Consider the following 15,490-nt stretch of genomic DNA (forward strand, 5'->3'; position numbering starts at 1 on the left):
TTCTAGCGTCATGTTAAAAAATACCTCCACTCCCCATCCCACGGCCGCCGAACTGGATCTGCTGCGCATCCTGTGGCAGCGCGGTCCGTCCGACGCGCGCGCCGTGTACGACGCCCTGGCCGAAGAGCGTGCCGACGCCAGTTACGCCACCGTGCTGCGCCAGTTGCAGCTGATGCATGGCAAGGGCTTGCTGAGCCGCGACGAAAGCCAGCGACCGCAGCTGTATGCGGCCGTCGACGCGCAGGAAAAACTGCAGACCAGCTTGCTCAAGGACTTGATCGGCAAGGTGTTTTCCGGTTCCGGCAAGGCGCTCGTGCTGACGGCGCTGCGCGAGCACGTGAGCGACGCGGAACGCCTGGAAATTGAAAAAATCCTGCGCAGCAAGGATGGCAAACAGCCATGAATGTGGACATGCGCCTGGGCATCGAGTTGGGCAAGCTGGTCCCTGCGCTGGGCTGGGTCTTGCTGTATTTCGTCTGGCAGGGCTTGATCGTGGGTGCCGTGTCCGCCGTCCTGCTCTGCTTGCTGCGCCAGGCCAGCGCGCGCTGGCGCTATGCCGTCTGCGCGCTGGCGCTGCTGCTGTGCCTGTGTATTCCCGCCGTCCATCTGCTTTCTCTGCTTTCCGGCATATCTCCTGCCCAACTGCCGGTGGCCGCGCCGCCCGCCTGGCGCGCCGCGCTGCAAGCGTGGATGCCGGCCCTGGTGCTGGCCTGGAGCGCCGGTGTCGCCCTGATGAGCTTGCGCCTGTGCCTGGGCCTGGCCTGGGTCGGCAAGCTGCGCCGTCAGGCCGTCGCTGCGCCGGCCATCTGGCAGGCGCGCCTCGATGCGCTGGCCTTGCGCATGGACTTGCACGGCAGTCGGAAAGTGCCGCTGAAGCTGCACGGAGGATTGTCCAGCCCCGTCACGGTGGGTTTCTGGCGCCCCGTCATCCTGCTGCCGGCCGCCTTGCTGAGCGGCATGCCCGTCGCCTTGCTCGAAGCGCTGTTGGCGCATGAACTGGCGCACGTGCGGCGCTGGGATTACCTGGTCAACCTGCTGCAAAGCGTGGCCGAGGCGCTGCTGTTTTTTCACCCCGTCGTCTGGTGGCTGTCGGCGCGTATGCGGGCCGAGCGGGAGCAGGTGGCCGATGCGCTGGCTGCGCAGGCGCTGCAAGACCCGCAGCAGCTGGCCACGGCGCTGCATGCCTTGTCCTTGCACGCTGCCGCGCCGCAACATGCCGGCTTGCTGATGTCGGCCCGGGGCGGGGCGCTGCTGACGCGCATCGAACGGCTGATGGCGCCGGGCGCCGACACGGCCGGCTGGAAACTGGCCGTGCCCGCCTTGCTGCTAGCCTGCGCCACCTTGCTGCTGCAGGTGCAGGGCAAGCCTGCCGTCAACGGAACGATGCTGGCCGATGCCGCCGCCGCGATGCTGGACTTGCCCGTCAGCGCGAAACACATGCTGGTATTTGACGACAGCACGGGCCAGGTGCTGATGGCGAAAGATGCGGACGCCGTCGTGCCCATCGCCTCGATCACCAAGCTGATGACGGCCATGGTGGTGCTCGACGCGGCCCTCGACCCGGACGAACAGCTGCGCATCGTGCGCGCCGATGGCGATGCATCCTTGCAGCGCCGCAGCCTGCTGGCCGATGGCGTGGCCGTGTCGCGCGGCGCGCTGTTGCAACTGGCGTTGCTGCCATCCGAAAACCGCGCCGCCGCCGCGCTGGCGCGCACTTATCCCGGCGGCAACGCGGCTTTTCAGCAAGCCTTGCAAGCGAAGATCCGCCAGCTGGGCTTGCGCCGCACCACCCTGACGGACCCTGTCGGCAGTTCGCCCGCGAATACGTCGACGGCCAGCGAGGTGGCAAAGATCGTCGCGGCGGCCGCGCGCTATCCGGACATTGCGCGCATCACCAGCCATCCGCAAGCGAGCGTGGCCGTCAATGGCAAGGTCCGCACCCTGCGCAACACCAATCCGTTGGTCGGCGGCAAGGGCTGGGACATTGTATTGTCCAAGACGGGCAGCAGCCACGAGGCGGGCAGCTGCCTGACCATGCGCATGCGCAGCGGCGGCAAGCACGTCACCGTGGTGCTGCTCGATGCCGACGGCGCGCAGCGGCGCTCGCTCGACGCCGGCCACATCCGCGACACCCTGGCCGGGAGCCCAGGCCGCATGCATTGATACCCCCCCCCCCCCCCGGGCGCGCCAGTGCGGGCGCCCTTCTTTTTACACTCTGGAGATGACAATGACACTATTGGCGAAGTTGATGCTGGCTACGGTTGCGACCATGGCGGCAGGCACGGTGCAGGCAAAGACGCCGGCCCCGGTGCAGGATAAACCTGTTAATTGCGACAATTGCAAGGAATGGAATGCGCCCGTCAAGCCGTTCAATATCTATGGCAATAGCTGGTATGTGGGCACGGCGGGCCTGTCCGCCGTGCTGGTGACAAGCCCGCAGGGCCATATCCTGCTCGACGGCGCGCTGCCGCAATCGGCGCCCCTGATCATCGCGAACATCCAGGCGCTGGGCTTTCGCATCGAGGATGTGAAAGTCATCCTCAATTCGCACGCCCATTGGGACCATGCGGGCGGCATCGCCGCGCTGCAACGGGCGAGCGGCGCCACCGTGATGGCCAGCGCCTCGGGCGCCCTGGGCCTGCAAAGCGGCACGAATGGCAAGGATGACCCGCAATACCAGGCCAATCCCGTCGTGCATGTGGCCAAGGTAAGCAAGGTTAGCCTCGTGGGCGAGGGCGATACCGTCAAGGTTGGACCGTTGAGCTTGACGGCCCACATGACACCGGGCCACACGCCTGGCGGCACGACGTGGACCTGGACCTCATGCGAAGATGCGCGCTGCCTGAACGTGGTGTACGCGGACAGCCTGAACCCGTATGCGAGCGGCGATTTCCGCTATACGGGCAAGGGCGCGGGCAAGGGCAGGACGCCGGACGTATCGGCCGCGTTCGAAGCGAGCATCGCCAAGGTGGCGGCCTTGCCATGCGACATCATCATCCCCGTGCATCCGGGCACGACGGACGTGCTGGGCAAGGCGGCCAGGCGCAGCGGCACGGACAATCCCCTGATCGACGCCAACGCCTGCCGCGCCTATGCGGCCGAAGCGGGCGGCTTGCTGGCCAAGCGCCTGGCGAAGGAACGGGACGTCGCCTTGCCTCTTGACGCGAAGGGCGCGGCGCACGCGCACTAAGCCGTTTTTACTGTGCCGCCTGCCGCTGTTTTTGCAGGCGTTTCAGGAATACCGTCATTTCCTTGACGGCTTGCAGGTCGCCTTGCTGCTGGGCGACTGTGACGCCCGTGGTCCAGGCAGCCTGCGCTTCATCCAGCCTGTCCAGCTGGAGCAGGGCCTTGCCCAGCAGTTTCCAGGCGGCGGAATAGCTTGTTTGCTGTTGCGTCGCCTGCGCCAGGTGGATGACGGCTTGCTCGGCGTCATTGTCTTTCAGGCAGGCGTCGCCCAGGCCAAAGCGCAGCAGGGCGCTGTCGCGGCCCTGCGCCAGCAGTTTTTCCAGTTGTTCACGCAGCATTTTCGCCTCACCTCAATATGCAAGTTAATTCTTGCATATTAGCGCTTGCGCGCTTGAGAAACAAGCCTGTCTTCAATCCGCCACATCCACCACCAGCTTGCCGCGCGCGCTGCCGTCCATCTGCGCCACATGCGCCTCGTGTGCCGTGCGCAAGCTAAAGCGGCGTGGATCGAGCCGCACCCGCAGCTTGCCCGCCTCTATTAATTTGTTGGCTTCGCGCAGGATCGCGCCATGGCGCGCGTGATGCTCGCCGCTCAACAGGGGCAGCAGGGTGAACACGCCCGAGTAAGTCGCCGCGCGCGCCGTCAGCGGGCTCAGGGCGAACGTGCCCCAGCCCAGGCAGCTGACGACGTGGCCGCCATACATGCGTGCCGCCTTGAAACTGGCGTCCAGGGTGGTGCCGCCCACCGTGTCGTAGACGATGTCGAAGCCGGCGCCGCCCGTATGCTCGGCCACGTAGTCATCGACCGTACTGGTGCGGTAATCGATGAAGCGCGCGCCCAGCGCCTCGATGGTGGCGCGGCTGGCGGCGCTGCCCGTGGCAGACACCTTCGCGCCCAGGGCGACGGCGAGCTGCACGGCCATGTGGCCCACGCCGCCCGCGCCTCCATGCACGAGCACGGTGTCGCCCGCCTTCACGTGGGCGCGGTCGACCAGCCCTTCCCAGGCCGTGATGAAGACGAGGGGCAGGGCCGCCGCCTCGCGCATGCTCAATCCTTGCGGCACAGGCGCCAGCAGGGCGGAATCGAAGACGGCGTACTCGGCCAGCGAGCCCTGGATGCCGGCGATGCCGCCCGCCATGCCATACACTGTTGCGCCAACGTGAAAAGTCGTCACGCCTTCGCCCACGGCCGCCACCGTGCCGGCCACGTCGATGCCAAGGATGGCGGGCAGGCTGGGCCGGGCGTGCGGCGCGGCGCCGGCGGCGATTTTCGTGTCCAGCGGATTGACGCCGCTGGCGGCGATGCGCACGAGGACTTGCCCGGGGCCGGGCTGCGGCACGGGCAGGTGTTCGATGCTCATGGGTGTGGAAAAGGTGTTGAGGACGAGGGCTTGCATGGGGTTCTCCTGTGGTTGATGCCCCCAGTCTAGGCGGGAAGGGAATAAAGAAAAACCGGGCGCGGCCCGATGCACTATTTCAGTATCGTGGATAATCATAGGCAAAAAGGAGGGAAATACATGGACAGGCTGGAAGCGATGAAGGTGTTTTGCGCCGTGGTCGAGGCGGGCGGCTTCAGCAAGGCGGCGCAGCGCCTGGGCATTTCCACCTCGTCCGTGACGAACCAGGTGGCGGCGCTGGAAAAGCATTTCGGCGTGCGCCTGTTGCAGCGTACCACGCGCAGCATGTCGCTCACGGCCGAAGGCCAGCAGTGCCATGCGCAGGCGCGCCAGATGCTGGCCGGCATGGCGGCGCTGGAATCCAGCCTGGAACAGGCGGCCGGGAAACCCTCGGGCAGCCTGCGCGTGGATATGCCCAGCAGCATCAGCCGCAATCTGGTGGCGCCCGCCTTGCCCCGCTTTACCGCCGCCTATCCCGACATTTCCCTGCGCCTGACGGTCAGCGACCGCCTGGTCGACATGGTGGAAGAGGGCATCGACGTGATGCTGCGCATCGGCGAACCGCAGGATTCGTCGCTGGTGGCGCGCAGCGTGCTGACCATGGATTATCTGTGCTGCGCTTCCCCCGCCTTCATCGCCCGGCATGGCATGCCGCAGTCGCCGCAGGAACTGGATCAGTTTGCCTGCCTGCATTTCCTGTATCCGAAAGCGCGCCAGGTGCGGCCCTGGCTGTTTCAGGATGGGGAAGCAGGCGAGCCGTACGCCCACACGCCCGCTGCCGCCTTGTCTTTCGACCATATCGAATCGATGATCGCCGCCGCCCAGGCCGGTTGCGGCATCGTGCAGGCGCTGTCCGTTTCCGTGCTACAGCCTTTGCGCGAGGGCAGCCTCGTGCCAGTGTTGCAGCCGTTCCGCACGCGGGGGCCGGACTTGTGGGCGCTGTTCCACCCGCGCCAGCTGCGCGCCGCCAAGGTGCAGGTGTTCGTGGATTTTTTGGCGCAGATTTTTGATGACAGCTTTAATGAGAATTGATTATCAATTATAATGCAAGCCTATTGCATTGATTTGCGCCTTCGTCAGGAATTCCATGCCCGTGTTTTTACGCCGCCCCGTGGCGCTGTTACTTGCCGCTGCCAGCCCCTGGTCACTGGCAATCGATGATGTGCAGGCCGGCGATGTCGTCACCGTCAAGGCCGAGCGCCAGCACTACCGCAGCCTGTCCGCCACGGGCGCCACCAAGACGGACGCTTTATTGATGGACTTGCCGCAAAGCGTGCGCGTGCTCACAAGCGACCTGCTGCGCGACGCCGGCGTGACGACTTTGGCCGGCGCGCTGGACCTGGCCAGCGGTATTTCAAAACAAAGTCCGCTGGGCGGCCTGTGGGACAGCTATGCCATGCGCGGCTTCACGGGCGACCCGAATTTCGGTTCCGACTACATGGTCAACGGCTTCAGTTCCAGCCGCGGCTACAACGGCATGCGCGACGGCGGCAATACGCAGAATGTGGAAGTGCTCAAAGGCCCCGCGTCGGCCCTGTACGGCCGGGGCGAGCCGGGCGGCACGGTGAACATCGCGACGAAAAAGCCGAAGTTCGCGCCGGAATACAGCGTCGATGTTGCGCTGGGCAGCTTCCGCACGCGCCGCGCCGCCGTCGACTTGACGGGACCGTTGAGCGACACCGTCGCCTACCGCTTGAACGCCGCGCACGAGGAAGGGCACAGCTTCCGCGATACGGTGAAAGTCGAGCGCAGCCTGTTTTCTCCCTCGTTTATCTGGCTGGCGGGCGAGCACACGACCGTCTCGTATGAAATCGAAGCGGTGCGCCAGCGCGCGCCGTTCGACCGGGGCGTGGTGGCCGTGAACGGCAAGCTGGGGGCCGTGCCCGTGTCGCGTTTCCTGGGCGAACCGGGCGACGGCCCCATGACGGTCAAGTCGCTGGGGCAGCAGCTGTTTATCCACCATGCGCTGTCCGACGACTGGACGCTGCAGGCGGGCGCTTCCTGGCGCGACAGCGAATTGCGCGGTTATTCGACCGAGGCGAACAAGCTGCTGGCCGATGGCCGCACCCTGAACCGGCAGCGCCGCCACCGCGATTTCTCGGCCACCGACGTCTCCGCCCGCGTCGAGTTGCTGGGCAAGTTCAAAACGGGCGCGCTGGCGCACGAGGTGCTGGCCGGCGTGGACGCCTACCATTTCGACGACCACCGGGTGCAGCTGCGGCGCAACCCCAGCGCCGCGAATGCCTATGCCATCGACATTTTCAATCCCGTGTATGGCGGCAAGGCCGCGCCGCTGGCCCTGTCCATCGACACGCAGGAAGGGCAACGGGCGCGCGGCCTGTACGCGCAGGACCAGATCGACCTGGGCGCCCAATGGAAGGCGCTCGTTGGCGTGCGCCGCGACAGCTACACGCAGGATGTGGCGAACCATCGCCTGAACGTGAGCAACCGCCAGTCGCTGTCGGCCACCAGCCCGCGCGCGGGCCTCGTCTACCAGCCGTCGACAATGTGGTCGCTGTACGCGAGCGCGGCGAAGGGCTTCCGGCCCAACAGCGGCATCAGCCTCGATAACCAGGCTTTCCCGGCCGAGCGCAGCCGCTCGTATGAACTGGGCGCGAAGCTGGAAACGGGCAAGCTGACGGGGACGGTGGCCGTGTATGACATCCGCAAGAGCAATGTGCTGACGACCAATCCCGCCAACACGGATTTCGCCATCGCGGCGGGCGAGGTGGGCAGCCGGGGCCTGGAGCTCGATGTGTCGGGCGAACTGGCGCGCGGCTTGCGCGTCTCGGGCGCGTATGCGTACACCAACGCCACCGTCACGCGCGGCGACAATACGATCGTGACGGGCAGCCGCTTCGCCAACGTGCCGCGCCACAGCGCCAACCTGCTGGCCACGCAGCAGTTCGCGCTGGGCACGGGCACGGCCAGCGTGGGCGGCGGTTTTCAGTATGTGGGCGAGCGCCTGGGCGACGTGGCCGTCAGCAGCCAATTTACCCTGCCGGCCTATACGACGGCCAGATTGCTGGCGTCGTATGCGCCCAACGCCAGACTGCGATTGGCTTTGAGCGTGGAAAACCTGTTCAACCGCAGCTACTATGCGAGTTCCTACAGCCAACTGTGGGTGGCGCCGGGGGCGGAGCGCACGGTGAACTTGAATGCCCATTACCGGTTTTAACTGTGGGGCTCTGTACATGCCACATCATTGTTCGAACCCAGCAGCATAAAGCCGGGGTCAGACCCGGCGGGTCTGACCCCAGATTTTGCTGGTGGGGTGAAATAACACTGCCGACTCACTAAAGTTTTTATAAATCAACCAATGACTGTTCCACTGACTTCCTCCGCCACCCTGCGCACCCGCATCGCCGTCATCGACGTGCTGCGCGGCCTCGTCATGCTGATCATGCTGTTCGACCATGTGCGCGAGACCGTCTTTTTACATCACCAGGTCAGCGACCCCATGGATGCGGCCCACGTCGATCCGGCCCTGTTCTTCACGCGCCTGGCCGCCCACGTCTGCGCGCCCATGTTCGTTTTCCTGACGGGACTGTCCGCCTGGTTGTACGCGCATCCGGCCGCCGGTCCTCGCAGTGCTAGCGGTTTCCTGTTCAAGCGGGGCTTGCTGCTGGTCGTGCTGGAACTGGTGTTCGTCAATTTCGCGTGGAGCGGGGCGTTTCCGCCCGCCGTGCTGTACCTGCAGGTGATCTGGGTCATCGGCCTGGCCATGATGGCGCTGGCCGTGCTGCACAAGCTGCCCTTGAAAGTGCTGCTCGTGCTCGGTGTGGCGATGATCGCGGGCCAGCATTTGATGACCGGCTTGCGCGCGGAACAGGGCAGCCTTGGCTATTACGCTCTGACGCTGCTGCTGCAACGCGGTTACCTGGTGGCGGACGGCGCGATGAAAATCAAGGTCAGCTATCCGTTGCTGCCATGGATAGGCGTGATCGTGCTCGGTTATGCGGCCGGGCCCCTGTATGCGCGCGCATTTTCTGCCACGGCACGGCGGCGCTGGCTGCTGGTGCTGGGCGCGGGCAGCTTGCTCCTGCTGGGCCTGCTGCGCGGCTTCAATCTGTATGGTGAAACCCTGCCGTGGGTGGCGGGCGACACGGCCTTGCGCACGGCCATGAGCGTGCTGAACTTCACGAAATATCCGCCGTCGCTGGACTTTTTGCTGTTCACCCTGGGCCTGGGCTTGTTGGGCCTGGCCTGGCTGGAAAGCGTCGATAACGGGTTCACGCGGGCTTGCGCCACCTTTGGCGGCGCGCCCATGTTCTATTACTTGCTGCATCTGTATCTGCTGCTGGCCATCGGTCTGACCTTGACGTCCGTGCTGGGCGCCAATCACGGCACCCGCTACGGCGTCGAACATATCTGGCAAGTCTGGCTGCTGGCCTTGCTGCTGATGCCCGTGCTGTACTTTCCCTGCCGCGCGTTTGCCAATTACAAGCGCACGTCGCAGCAGGCGTGGGTGCGTTACTTCTGAATCAAGCCTATTCTATTTGCAGTACAGCCTGTCAATGCTGTGGCTGGACGCCAGGTAATGCCGCGTCTGCCAACCGATGGCCACCCTGTAGGCGCACGGCGGGTCCAGCGCCACGTTGACGGGGAAGCCGCCATTGTTGCCTGACAGGTGAGGCCCGCCTGCGCCGCCGCGGAACAGATAATTGCTGGGCGGTGGAGGCGGCGTGAAACTGGCGGCCGGCAGCGGTGGCGGCGGATGCTGGATGCCGTTGTTGTTGGAAATCGTGATATTGAAAAAGCGCAAATGCGGATGGTCTATCGTGTACAGGATATGCACGAGGCCGCCCGCGATGGGATTGCAGGCATTGCTGCGCAATTCTTCCAGGTCCAGCGCCACGATGACGGGCGAGTTGTCGAAGACGATGGAGTCGAGCCCGTCCGTGGCCACGAGCGCCAGGGTATTTCCGTCACGCACTTCGAAACCCAGGCGGTAGCGGCGTATCGGTTCGCTTTCGGCCGCCGTCAGGCTGCGGCCCGCGTCGAGGATGGGCAAGCCGCCCGGCAGCTTGGCCGGATGCAGGCTGGTGATGGCGGGCGTATTCACGGTGAGCAAATCGAAGGTGCGCAGGAAGATGTTGGGCGCCACGTTGACGACGGCCGTCGTGCCGTCGCGCATGTCCACGGTGACGGGCTTGCCGTCCACGCGTATCCAGCCGCCCGGTTTCAAGTCGCCCGCGTCGACGATCACCTGCGCCGAGTCGGCCAGGCCCAGTCCGTTTGTATAGAACACATAGCCGACGAGCGTGCCGAGCACTTGCGTGAGCGGCGCCAGGCTGGCCGGCGGCACCGTCGGGATGGCTGTCGGGTCGTCCGTGCCGCCCGGCCACGTCCATTCGCCGATCAGGAAACGGTATTCGAGCGGATTGGCGGGAATGGCGCTGTTGCGCAGCGGGCAATTGCCTTTCAACGTGACGCCGCCGGCGAACACGTACGAGGCGCCGGGGCCGCCCGCATAGCCTTGCGCGGAAAAGCCCGCCAGCGAAGGGAAGGGGTGGATGTCGAACACTTCCACCTGCTGCCAGTGGGGAACGCCTTCCACATCGGGCGGTAGCACTTCTTTCGAGCACAATTCGACGCAGAAACAGTGGCCCACGTTTTCGCGCCCCGGCTGGCGGCCGTTGGCTTGCGTTTCCGACAGGATGGTGACGCTGCCCAGCTGCGCCGTGAAGTACACGTCGGGTCCGCTGGCAAATTCCACGTTGATGAACGGCGAGAATGGCGTGAGCGTGAAGTCCGACGTCAGGTAGTCGATGCGGAAGCGCCCGCTGGTGTCCGTCACCGCAACGCCCAGCGCATCGTCCTGCAGCCAGTCCGCGTCGAACGCGCGCACGGTGGCGCCCGCGATCGGCGTGTGCGGCGCATCGCAGGTGCGCAGGCGGCCGCAGATGGTCCAGGCGCCGAAGCGGGCGCGCACCAGGCACCAGAAGCGTTGCGGCAGGCAGTAATCCCAGATGGCGACGAAATCGTTGTCGACCTGGCGCCAGCGGGGCTGGATGGTGGTGATGGAAAACTGCAGCGGCACGGGGTCTTTCGATCCCGGCTTCAAATGGGGCACGGTGGGGCACAGGATATCGACCTCCACAGCCTCGCCCTGGTAATCGCCTTCCAGGGTGAAACTGTAGTTGCCGTCGTCATCGGTGCGCGCTTCGGCCAGCAGGAAGGGGGCTTTCGCCTGCACTTCCTCGTCAGAGAGGATGGCGAAGGTTTCCTTGGCGCTGGCCACGGCCAGGGCCGTGACGTTTTGCGTGTCGCGCGGCCGGTACAGGCGCACGATGACGTGCGACAACGGTTCCGGACATTCGGCACAGATCAAGCCGCACAGCTTGCCCCGCAGGATATAGGCCATGATGGTTCTCCAGCTCGGTTGGACAGTTGCGCCGTTCAAGATGGCGACGCTGTTACCAAGCTAGCAAACGGGCAGCCGATGGGTTTGATCCTGCGTAAAGGAGTGCCTATTTGATCAGCGCCAATACCTCGCGGAAACGCGGGTGCTTGCAGTCGCGTAGCCATTCAAAGGCCAGCATTTCCACCGTCACCAGCTGCGCGCCCAGCTTGCCCAGGCGCGCCAGCGCCGCGTCGCGGCTGGCGGCCTGGCGCGAACCGACGGCGTCGATGGCGATGATGACGTCATACCCGAGCTCGAGCAGGCCGATGGCCGTCTGCAGCATGCACACATGGGCTTCGCAACCCGTGACGACGATCTGTTTGCGTCCGGGCGGCAAGATCGCCTGCAAGCCGTCGGCACAGGCGCCGAAATGCGTCTTGTGCAAGGTCCGTTCGCACAGGGCGGCGATCTCCTCCACGTTCGGCCCCAGTCCCTGGCGGTTCTGTTCCGTGCCCAGCACGGGCACGTCGAGCAGGCGGGCGATCTTTGCCAGGCGCAGGTTTTGCGCCAGCACCAGGCCGGCGTCGTGGATGGCCGGCATCAAACGGCCTTGCAGGTCGACAATGACCAAAACGGCCTGGTTTGCATCCATCAGCATGGCATTATCCTAATTAGTATGTGGCGACAGGATAGTGTAGCGCGCAGTCAGCTTGGCCAGCTGGGCACGGCCGTCTCGCCCATCAGGTAGGCGTGATTGAGGTCGATGGCGCCGCGCAGGTAGTTCCACAGGGCGCTGACCCGGGCGATGTTGCGCCGTTCGCTGGGCGAGATCATCCAGAAGGCGCGCAGCAGGTCGATCTCGCCGTCGAGCACGGGCACCAGTTCGTTCGACTGCTGCGCCACGAAGCAGGGCAGGATCGCCAGCGCCTGGCCCGCGCGCGCCGCGTGGTACTGGGCGATGACGCTGGTGCTGCGAAACGCGCGCAGGGAATCGGGTGCCACGTTGTCCATGTAGCGCAGCTCCGAACTGAAGACCAGGTCGTCCACGTAGCCGATGATCGGGTGCTGCGCCAGCTGCGCCACGCTGGTGATCGGCGCGTGGCGCGCCAGGTAGGCCGGCGTGGCGTACAGCTTCAGCCGGTAATCGGACAATTTCGTCACCACGTACGGGCCGGACAGCGGGCGCTCGATGGAAATGGCCACGTCCGCCTCGCGCTTGGACAGGCTGACGAAGCGGGGCACGGCGATCAGGTCCACGCTGATGTGCGGGTATCGTCCGCAAAACTGCGCCAGGTGGGGCGCCAGCACGATGGCGCCGAAACCTTCCGTGGCACCCAGGCGCACCTGGCCCGACAGCAATCGGTTGTGTTCGCCCAATTCCTCGGTGGCGGCAAACACCGTGCTTTCCATGGTTTCCGCGTATTCCATCAGGCGGTGGCCTTCAGGCGTCAGCTGGTAGCCCACGTAATTGCGGTCGAACAGCTGCGTGCCCACCTGCTCCTCGAACTTGCGCATGCGTCGCGACACGGTGGAATGGTCGATGCCCAGTTTTTTTGCTGCGTCGACGAGTCCCGCGCTGCGCGTCAGTTCCAGGAAGACCCGTACATTGTCCCAATCGAGCACTTTGTTCTCCTTGTGCATTTTTGCAAAGGAATTATGCATTAATTCCACTTGAACGCATATTTTTACACATGCAGAATGCATCTATACCTATAAGAAAACCCGTTCACCTGGAGACACGCATGAAAAAAACCGTTCTGGCCATGGGCGCGCTGGCGCTTTCCCTGTCTTTCACCGGCGCGCACGCGCAGATTTCCGATGGCGTCGTCAAGGTCGGCATCCTGACCGACATGTCCGGCCCGTATTCGGCCATGGGCGGGCGCGGCTCCGTCGTCGCCAGCCAGATGGCCGTCGAGGATTGTCTGAAGGCTGAATGCAAGGGCATGAAGATCGAAATCCTCTCGGCCGATCACCTGAACAAGGCTGACATCGCCGCCTCCAAGGCGCGCGAATGGATAGACCGCGACAAGGTCGACGCCATCGCCGATCTGACCAATTCCTCGGTGGCCCTGTCCGTGCAAAAACTGATGAAAGAGAAGGGCGGCATCGCCATGTTCAGCGGCCCGGCCACGGGGCGCCTGACGAACGAGGATTGCTCGCCGAACGGCTTCCACTGGATGTTCGACACGTATTCGCAGGCGGCCGGCACGGCGGCGGCGCTGACCAAGCTGGGACAGAAGTCGTGGTATTTCGTCACCGTTGATTATGCCTTCGGCCACTCGCTGGAAAAGGACGCCAGCGAAGTCGTCAAGCGCAATGGCGGCACGGTGCTGGGCGCCGTGCGCCATCCGCTGAACGCGTCGGATTTCTCGTCCTTCCTGGTGCAGGCGCAAGGGTCGAAAGCACAGGTGATCGGCCTGGCCAACGGCGGCGCGGACACCGTCTCCGCCATCAAGCAGGCGCGCGAGTTCCGCATCGGCAGCGGCAAGGACCAGCGCCTGGCCGCCTTGCTCGTGTTCCTCTCCGACGTGCACGCGCTGGGGCTGGAAACGGCCCAGGGCCTCGTCTACGCGGACGGCTTTTACTGGGATTTCGATGACCGCAGCCGCGCGTTTGCCAAGCGTTTCGAGGCGCTCAACAAGGGTGCCAAGCCGACCATGGTGCAGGCGGGCGTGTATTCGAGCGTCTACCACTACCTGAAATCGGTGGCGGCCGCGAAAAGCGACGACTCGAAGATCGTCGCCCAGAAAATGCGCGAGCTGCCGATCAAGGACGCCGTCATGAACAACGCCTCGATCCGCCCCGACGGCCGCGTCATCCACGACATGTACCTGGTGCAGGTCAAAACCCCGGCCGAATCGAAAGGCGCGTGGGATTACCTGAAAGTGCTGTCCACCATCCCCGCCGACCAGGCGTTCAAGCCGATGGATGGGGCGGCATGCAATCTCGTTAAAAAATAATTCCGGGGTCAGACCCGTCGGGTCTGACCCCAGCTTTACGCCGTTGGGTTTAGCTGAACAAACATCGCACACCCGGAGCCTCAATCATGAACCAAGCCCTCACCTCAGTCCCCGCCATCCCCCTGCACATCGCCGGCAAGCATCACGCCTCGGCCAGCACGGAATGGCGCGACGTCGTCAACCCGGCCACGCAGGACATCGTCGCCAGGGTGCCGTTTTCCACGCCCGACGAAGTCAATCTGGCCGTCGCCACGGCCAAGGAAGCGTTTAAAACCTGGCGTAATACCCCGCTGGCGGCGCGCATGCGCATCATGCTCAAGTACCAGCAGCTGATCCGTGAAAACATCGGCGCCCTGGCCGAACTGATCACCCGCGAACATGGCAAGACCCTGCCGGACGCGGAAGGGGAAGTGATGCGCGGTCTGGAAGTGGTGGAGCACGCGTGCTCGATCGCCACCCTGCAGCTGGGCGAAATCGCGGAAAACGCGGCCACGGGCGTCGATGTCTACAATATCTACCAGCCGCTGGGCGTGGGCGCCGGCATCACGGCCTTCAATTTCCCCGTCATGCTGCCATGCTTCATGTTCCCCATCGCTATCGCCTGCGGCAATACTTTTGTCCTGAAACCGTCGGAGCAGGACCCGTCATCGACCATGTACCTGGTCGAACTGATGTACCAGGCGGGCTTGCCGGCCGGCGTGCTGAACGTCGTGCATGGCGGCGCCGACGTCGTCAACTTGCTGTGCGACCATCCCGACATCAAGGCCGTGTCCTTCATCGGCTCCACCCATGTGGGCACGCATGTCTACCGCCGCGCCAGCGAATCGGGCAAGCGCGCACAATCGATGATGGGCGCGAAAAACCATTGCGTGGTGCTGGCCGACGCCAACAAGGAACAGGCGATCAATAACCTGATCGGCGCCGCGTTCGGCGCGGCCGGCCAGCGCTGCATGGCCAATTCCGTCGTCGTGCTGGTGGGTGAGGCCCGCTCCTGGCTGCCGGAAATCGTTGCCCGCTCGCAAGCGCTGAAAGTGGGACCTGGCAGCGACCGCACGGCCGACCTGGGTCCGATGGTGTCCAAGGCGGCCATGCAGCGCGCGGAAAAACTGATCCAGGCGGGCGTGGATGAAGGCGCGCAGCTGCTGCTCGACGGCCGCGGCCACAAGGTGGCCGGCTACGAGGGCGGCAACTTCATGGGCCCGACGATTTTCTCGAAGGTGGCTGCGTCGAACGCCGTCTACACGCAGGAAATCTTCGGCCCCGCCATGTGCGTGGTCGAGACGGAGACGCTCGACGAAGCGATCGCCTTCATCAACGCCAACCCGAACGGCAACGGCACCTCGATCTTCACCTCGTCCGGCTGGGCGGGGCGCAAGTTCCAGAACGAGATCGACGTGGGGCAGGTGGGCATCAACGTGGCCATCCCCGTGCCCGTGGCCTATTTCAGCTTCACGGGCTCGCGCGCGTCGAAACTGGGCGACCTGGGCCCGAACGGCAAGCAGGCGCTGTATTTCTGGACGCAGACCAAGACCGTCACGGCGCGCTGGTTCGCCCCGGACGATGGCGGCAGCGGCGTCAATACCACCATTGCGATGAAATAA

At 64.7% G+C, this 15,490-nt stretch carries 13 protein-coding genes; 8 read left to right on the top strand and 5 right to left on the bottom strand.

What is annotated here, in order from left to right; all coding sequences use genetic code 11:
* The first annotated feature begins 10 nt into the window (after positions 1-10).
* From AC3RCG_RS12285 to bla, 3 genes are all read left to right on the top strand, one after another.
* The gene (locus tag AC3RCG_RS12285; protein ID WP_492403821.1) at positions 11-403 is read left to right on the top strand and encodes a BlaI/MecI/CopY family transcriptional regulator; all 393 of its coding nucleotides are present in this window, start codon (positions 11-13) and stop codon (positions 401-403) included.
* On the top strand, positions 400-2,163 hold the full coding sequence (locus AC3RCG_RS12290) for a M56 family metallopeptidase (protein ID WP_492403819.1): 1,764 nt from the start codon (positions 400-402) through the stop codon (positions 2,161-2,163). The genes AC3RCG_RS12285 and AC3RCG_RS12290 overlap by 4 nt, the downstream gene beginning before the upstream one ends.
* An 85-nt stretch (positions 2,164-2,248) precedes the next feature.
* Positions 2,249-3,190: a subclass B3 metallo-beta-lactamase gene (bla, locus tag AC3RCG_RS12295; RefSeq protein ID WP_409026603.1), complete on the top strand. Its 942-nt coding sequence runs from the start codon at positions 2,249-2,251 to the stop codon at positions 3,188-3,190.
* A gap of 7 nt (positions 3,191-3,197) precedes the next feature.
* Here the strand turns inward: bla and AC3RCG_RS12300 are convergent, their stop codons facing one another.
* Positions 3,198-3,524, bottom strand: coding sequence for a hypothetical protein (locus AC3RCG_RS12300; protein ID WP_409026602.1), 327 nt, complete (start codon positions 3,522-3,524; stop codon positions 3,198-3,200).
* Between the two features lie 72 nt (positions 3,525-3,596).
* Positions 3,597-4,583 carry a zinc-dependent alcohol dehydrogenase family protein gene (locus AC3RCG_RS12305; RefSeq protein WP_492403817.1) on the bottom strand — a complete coding sequence of 329 codons (987 nt, stop codon included), beginning with the start codon at positions 4,581-4,583 and terminating at the stop codon, positions 3,597-3,599.
* Positions 4,584-4,703: 120 nt separating this feature from the next.
* On the opposite strand from AC3RCG_RS12305, the gene AC3RCG_RS12310 reads away from it, so the two are divergent.
* The 3 genes from AC3RCG_RS12310 to AC3RCG_RS12320 all read left to right on the top strand — a co-directional run bounded on the left by AC3RCG_RS12310 (position 4,704) and on the right by AC3RCG_RS12320 (position 9,066).
* Positions 4,704-5,615, top strand: coding sequence for a LysR family transcriptional regulator (locus tag AC3RCG_RS12310; protein WP_492403815.1), 912 nt, complete (start codon positions 4,704-4,706; stop codon positions 5,613-5,615).
* A gap of 55 nt (positions 5,616-5,670) precedes the next feature.
* The gene (locus tag AC3RCG_RS12315; RefSeq protein ID WP_492403813.1) at positions 5,671-7,761 is read left to right on the top strand and encodes a TonB-dependent siderophore receptor; all 2,091 of its coding nucleotides are present in this window, start codon (positions 5,671-5,673) and stop codon (positions 7,759-7,761) included.
* 141 nt (positions 7,762-7,902) lie between these two features.
* Entirely contained in the window at positions 7,903-9,066 is a 1,164-nt protein-coding gene (locus AC3RCG_RS12320) for an acetyltransferase domain-containing protein (protein ID WP_492403811.1), read from the top strand.
* 12 nt (positions 9,067-9,078) lie between these two features.
* On the opposite strand, the gene AC3RCG_RS12325 is transcribed toward AC3RCG_RS12320, so the two are convergent.
* From AC3RCG_RS12325 to AC3RCG_RS12335, 3 genes are all read right to left on the bottom strand, one after another.
* On the bottom strand, positions 9,079-10,950 hold the full coding sequence (locus tag AC3RCG_RS12325) for a carboxypeptidase-like regulatory domain-containing protein (RefSeq protein ID WP_492403809.1): 1,872 nt from the start codon (positions 10,948-10,950) through the stop codon (positions 9,079-9,081).
* Positions 10,951-11,056: 106 nt separating this feature from the next.
* A complete protein-coding gene (locus AC3RCG_RS12330; RefSeq protein ID WP_492403807.1) occupies positions 11,057-11,587 on the bottom strand; it encodes an isochorismatase family protein in 531 nt (176 codons plus the stop codon).
* 47 nt (positions 11,588-11,634) lie between these two features.
* Positions 11,635-12,552, bottom strand: a complete 918-nt coding sequence (locus AC3RCG_RS12335) for a LysR family transcriptional regulator (protein ID WP_492404021.1) — start codon at positions 12,550-12,552, stop codon at positions 11,635-11,637.
* 119 nt (positions 12,553-12,671) lie between these two features.
* Here AC3RCG_RS12335 and AC3RCG_RS12340 point away from each other — a divergent pair, with 119 nt between their 5' ends.
* On the top strand, positions 12,672-13,889 hold the full coding sequence (locus AC3RCG_RS12340) for an ABC transporter substrate-binding protein (protein WP_070222031.1): 1,218 nt from the start codon (positions 12,672-12,674) through the stop codon (positions 13,887-13,889).
* 86 nt (positions 13,890-13,975) lie between these two features.
* Complete coding sequence (locus AC3RCG_RS12345; RefSeq protein WP_121669160.1) at positions 13,976-15,490, top strand: CoA-acylating methylmalonate-semialdehyde dehydrogenase; 1,515 nt, start codon at positions 13,976-13,978, stop codon at positions 15,488-15,490.

This window comes from Janthinobacterium sp. GW823-FHT01H08 (assembly GCF_058797855.1).

Bases quoted from the DNA above. Each gene is read 5' to 3' on its own strand.
- AC3RCG_RS12285 (WP_492403821.1), top strand. From the start codon at position 11: ATGTTAAAAAATACCTCCACTCCCCATCCCACGGCCGCCGAACTGGAT.
- AC3RCG_RS12290 (WP_492403819.1), top strand. From the start codon at position 400: ATGAATGTGGACATGCGCCTGGGCATCGAGTTGGGCAAGCTGGTCCCT.
- bla (WP_409026603.1), top strand. From the start codon at position 2,249: ATGCTGGCTACGGTTGCGACCATGGCGGCAGGCACGGTGCAGGCAAAG.
- AC3RCG_RS12300 (WP_409026602.1), bottom strand. From the start codon at position 3,524: ATGCTGCGTGAACAACTGGAAAAACTGCTGGCGCAGGGCCGCGACAGC.
- AC3RCG_RS12305 (WP_492403817.1), bottom strand. From the start codon at position 4,583: ATGCAAGCCCTCGTCCTCAACACCTTTTCCACACCCATGAGCATCGAA.
- AC3RCG_RS12310 (WP_492403815.1), top strand. From the start codon at position 4,704: ATGGACAGGCTGGAAGCGATGAAGGTGTTTTGCGCCGTGGTCGAGGCG.
- AC3RCG_RS12315 (WP_492403813.1), top strand. From the start codon at position 5,671: ATGCCCGTGTTTTTACGCCGCCCCGTGGCGCTGTTACTTGCCGCTGCC.
- AC3RCG_RS12320 (WP_492403811.1), top strand. From the start codon at position 7,903: ATGACTGTTCCACTGACTTCCTCCGCCACCCTGCGCACCCGCATCGCC.
- AC3RCG_RS12325 (WP_492403809.1), bottom strand. From the start codon at position 10,950: ATGGCCTATATCCTGCGGGGCAAGCTGTGCGGCTTGATCTGTGCCGAA.
- AC3RCG_RS12330 (WP_492403807.1), bottom strand. From the start codon at position 11,587: ATGCTGATGGATGCAAACCAGGCCGTTTTGGTCATTGTCGACCTGCAA.
- AC3RCG_RS12340 (WP_070222031.1), top strand. From the start codon at position 12,672: ATGAAAAAAACCGTTCTGGCCATGGGCGCGCTGGCGCTTTCCCTGTCT.
- AC3RCG_RS12345 (WP_121669160.1), top strand. From the start codon at position 13,976: ATGAACCAAGCCCTCACCTCAGTCCCCGCCATCCCCCTGCACATCGCC.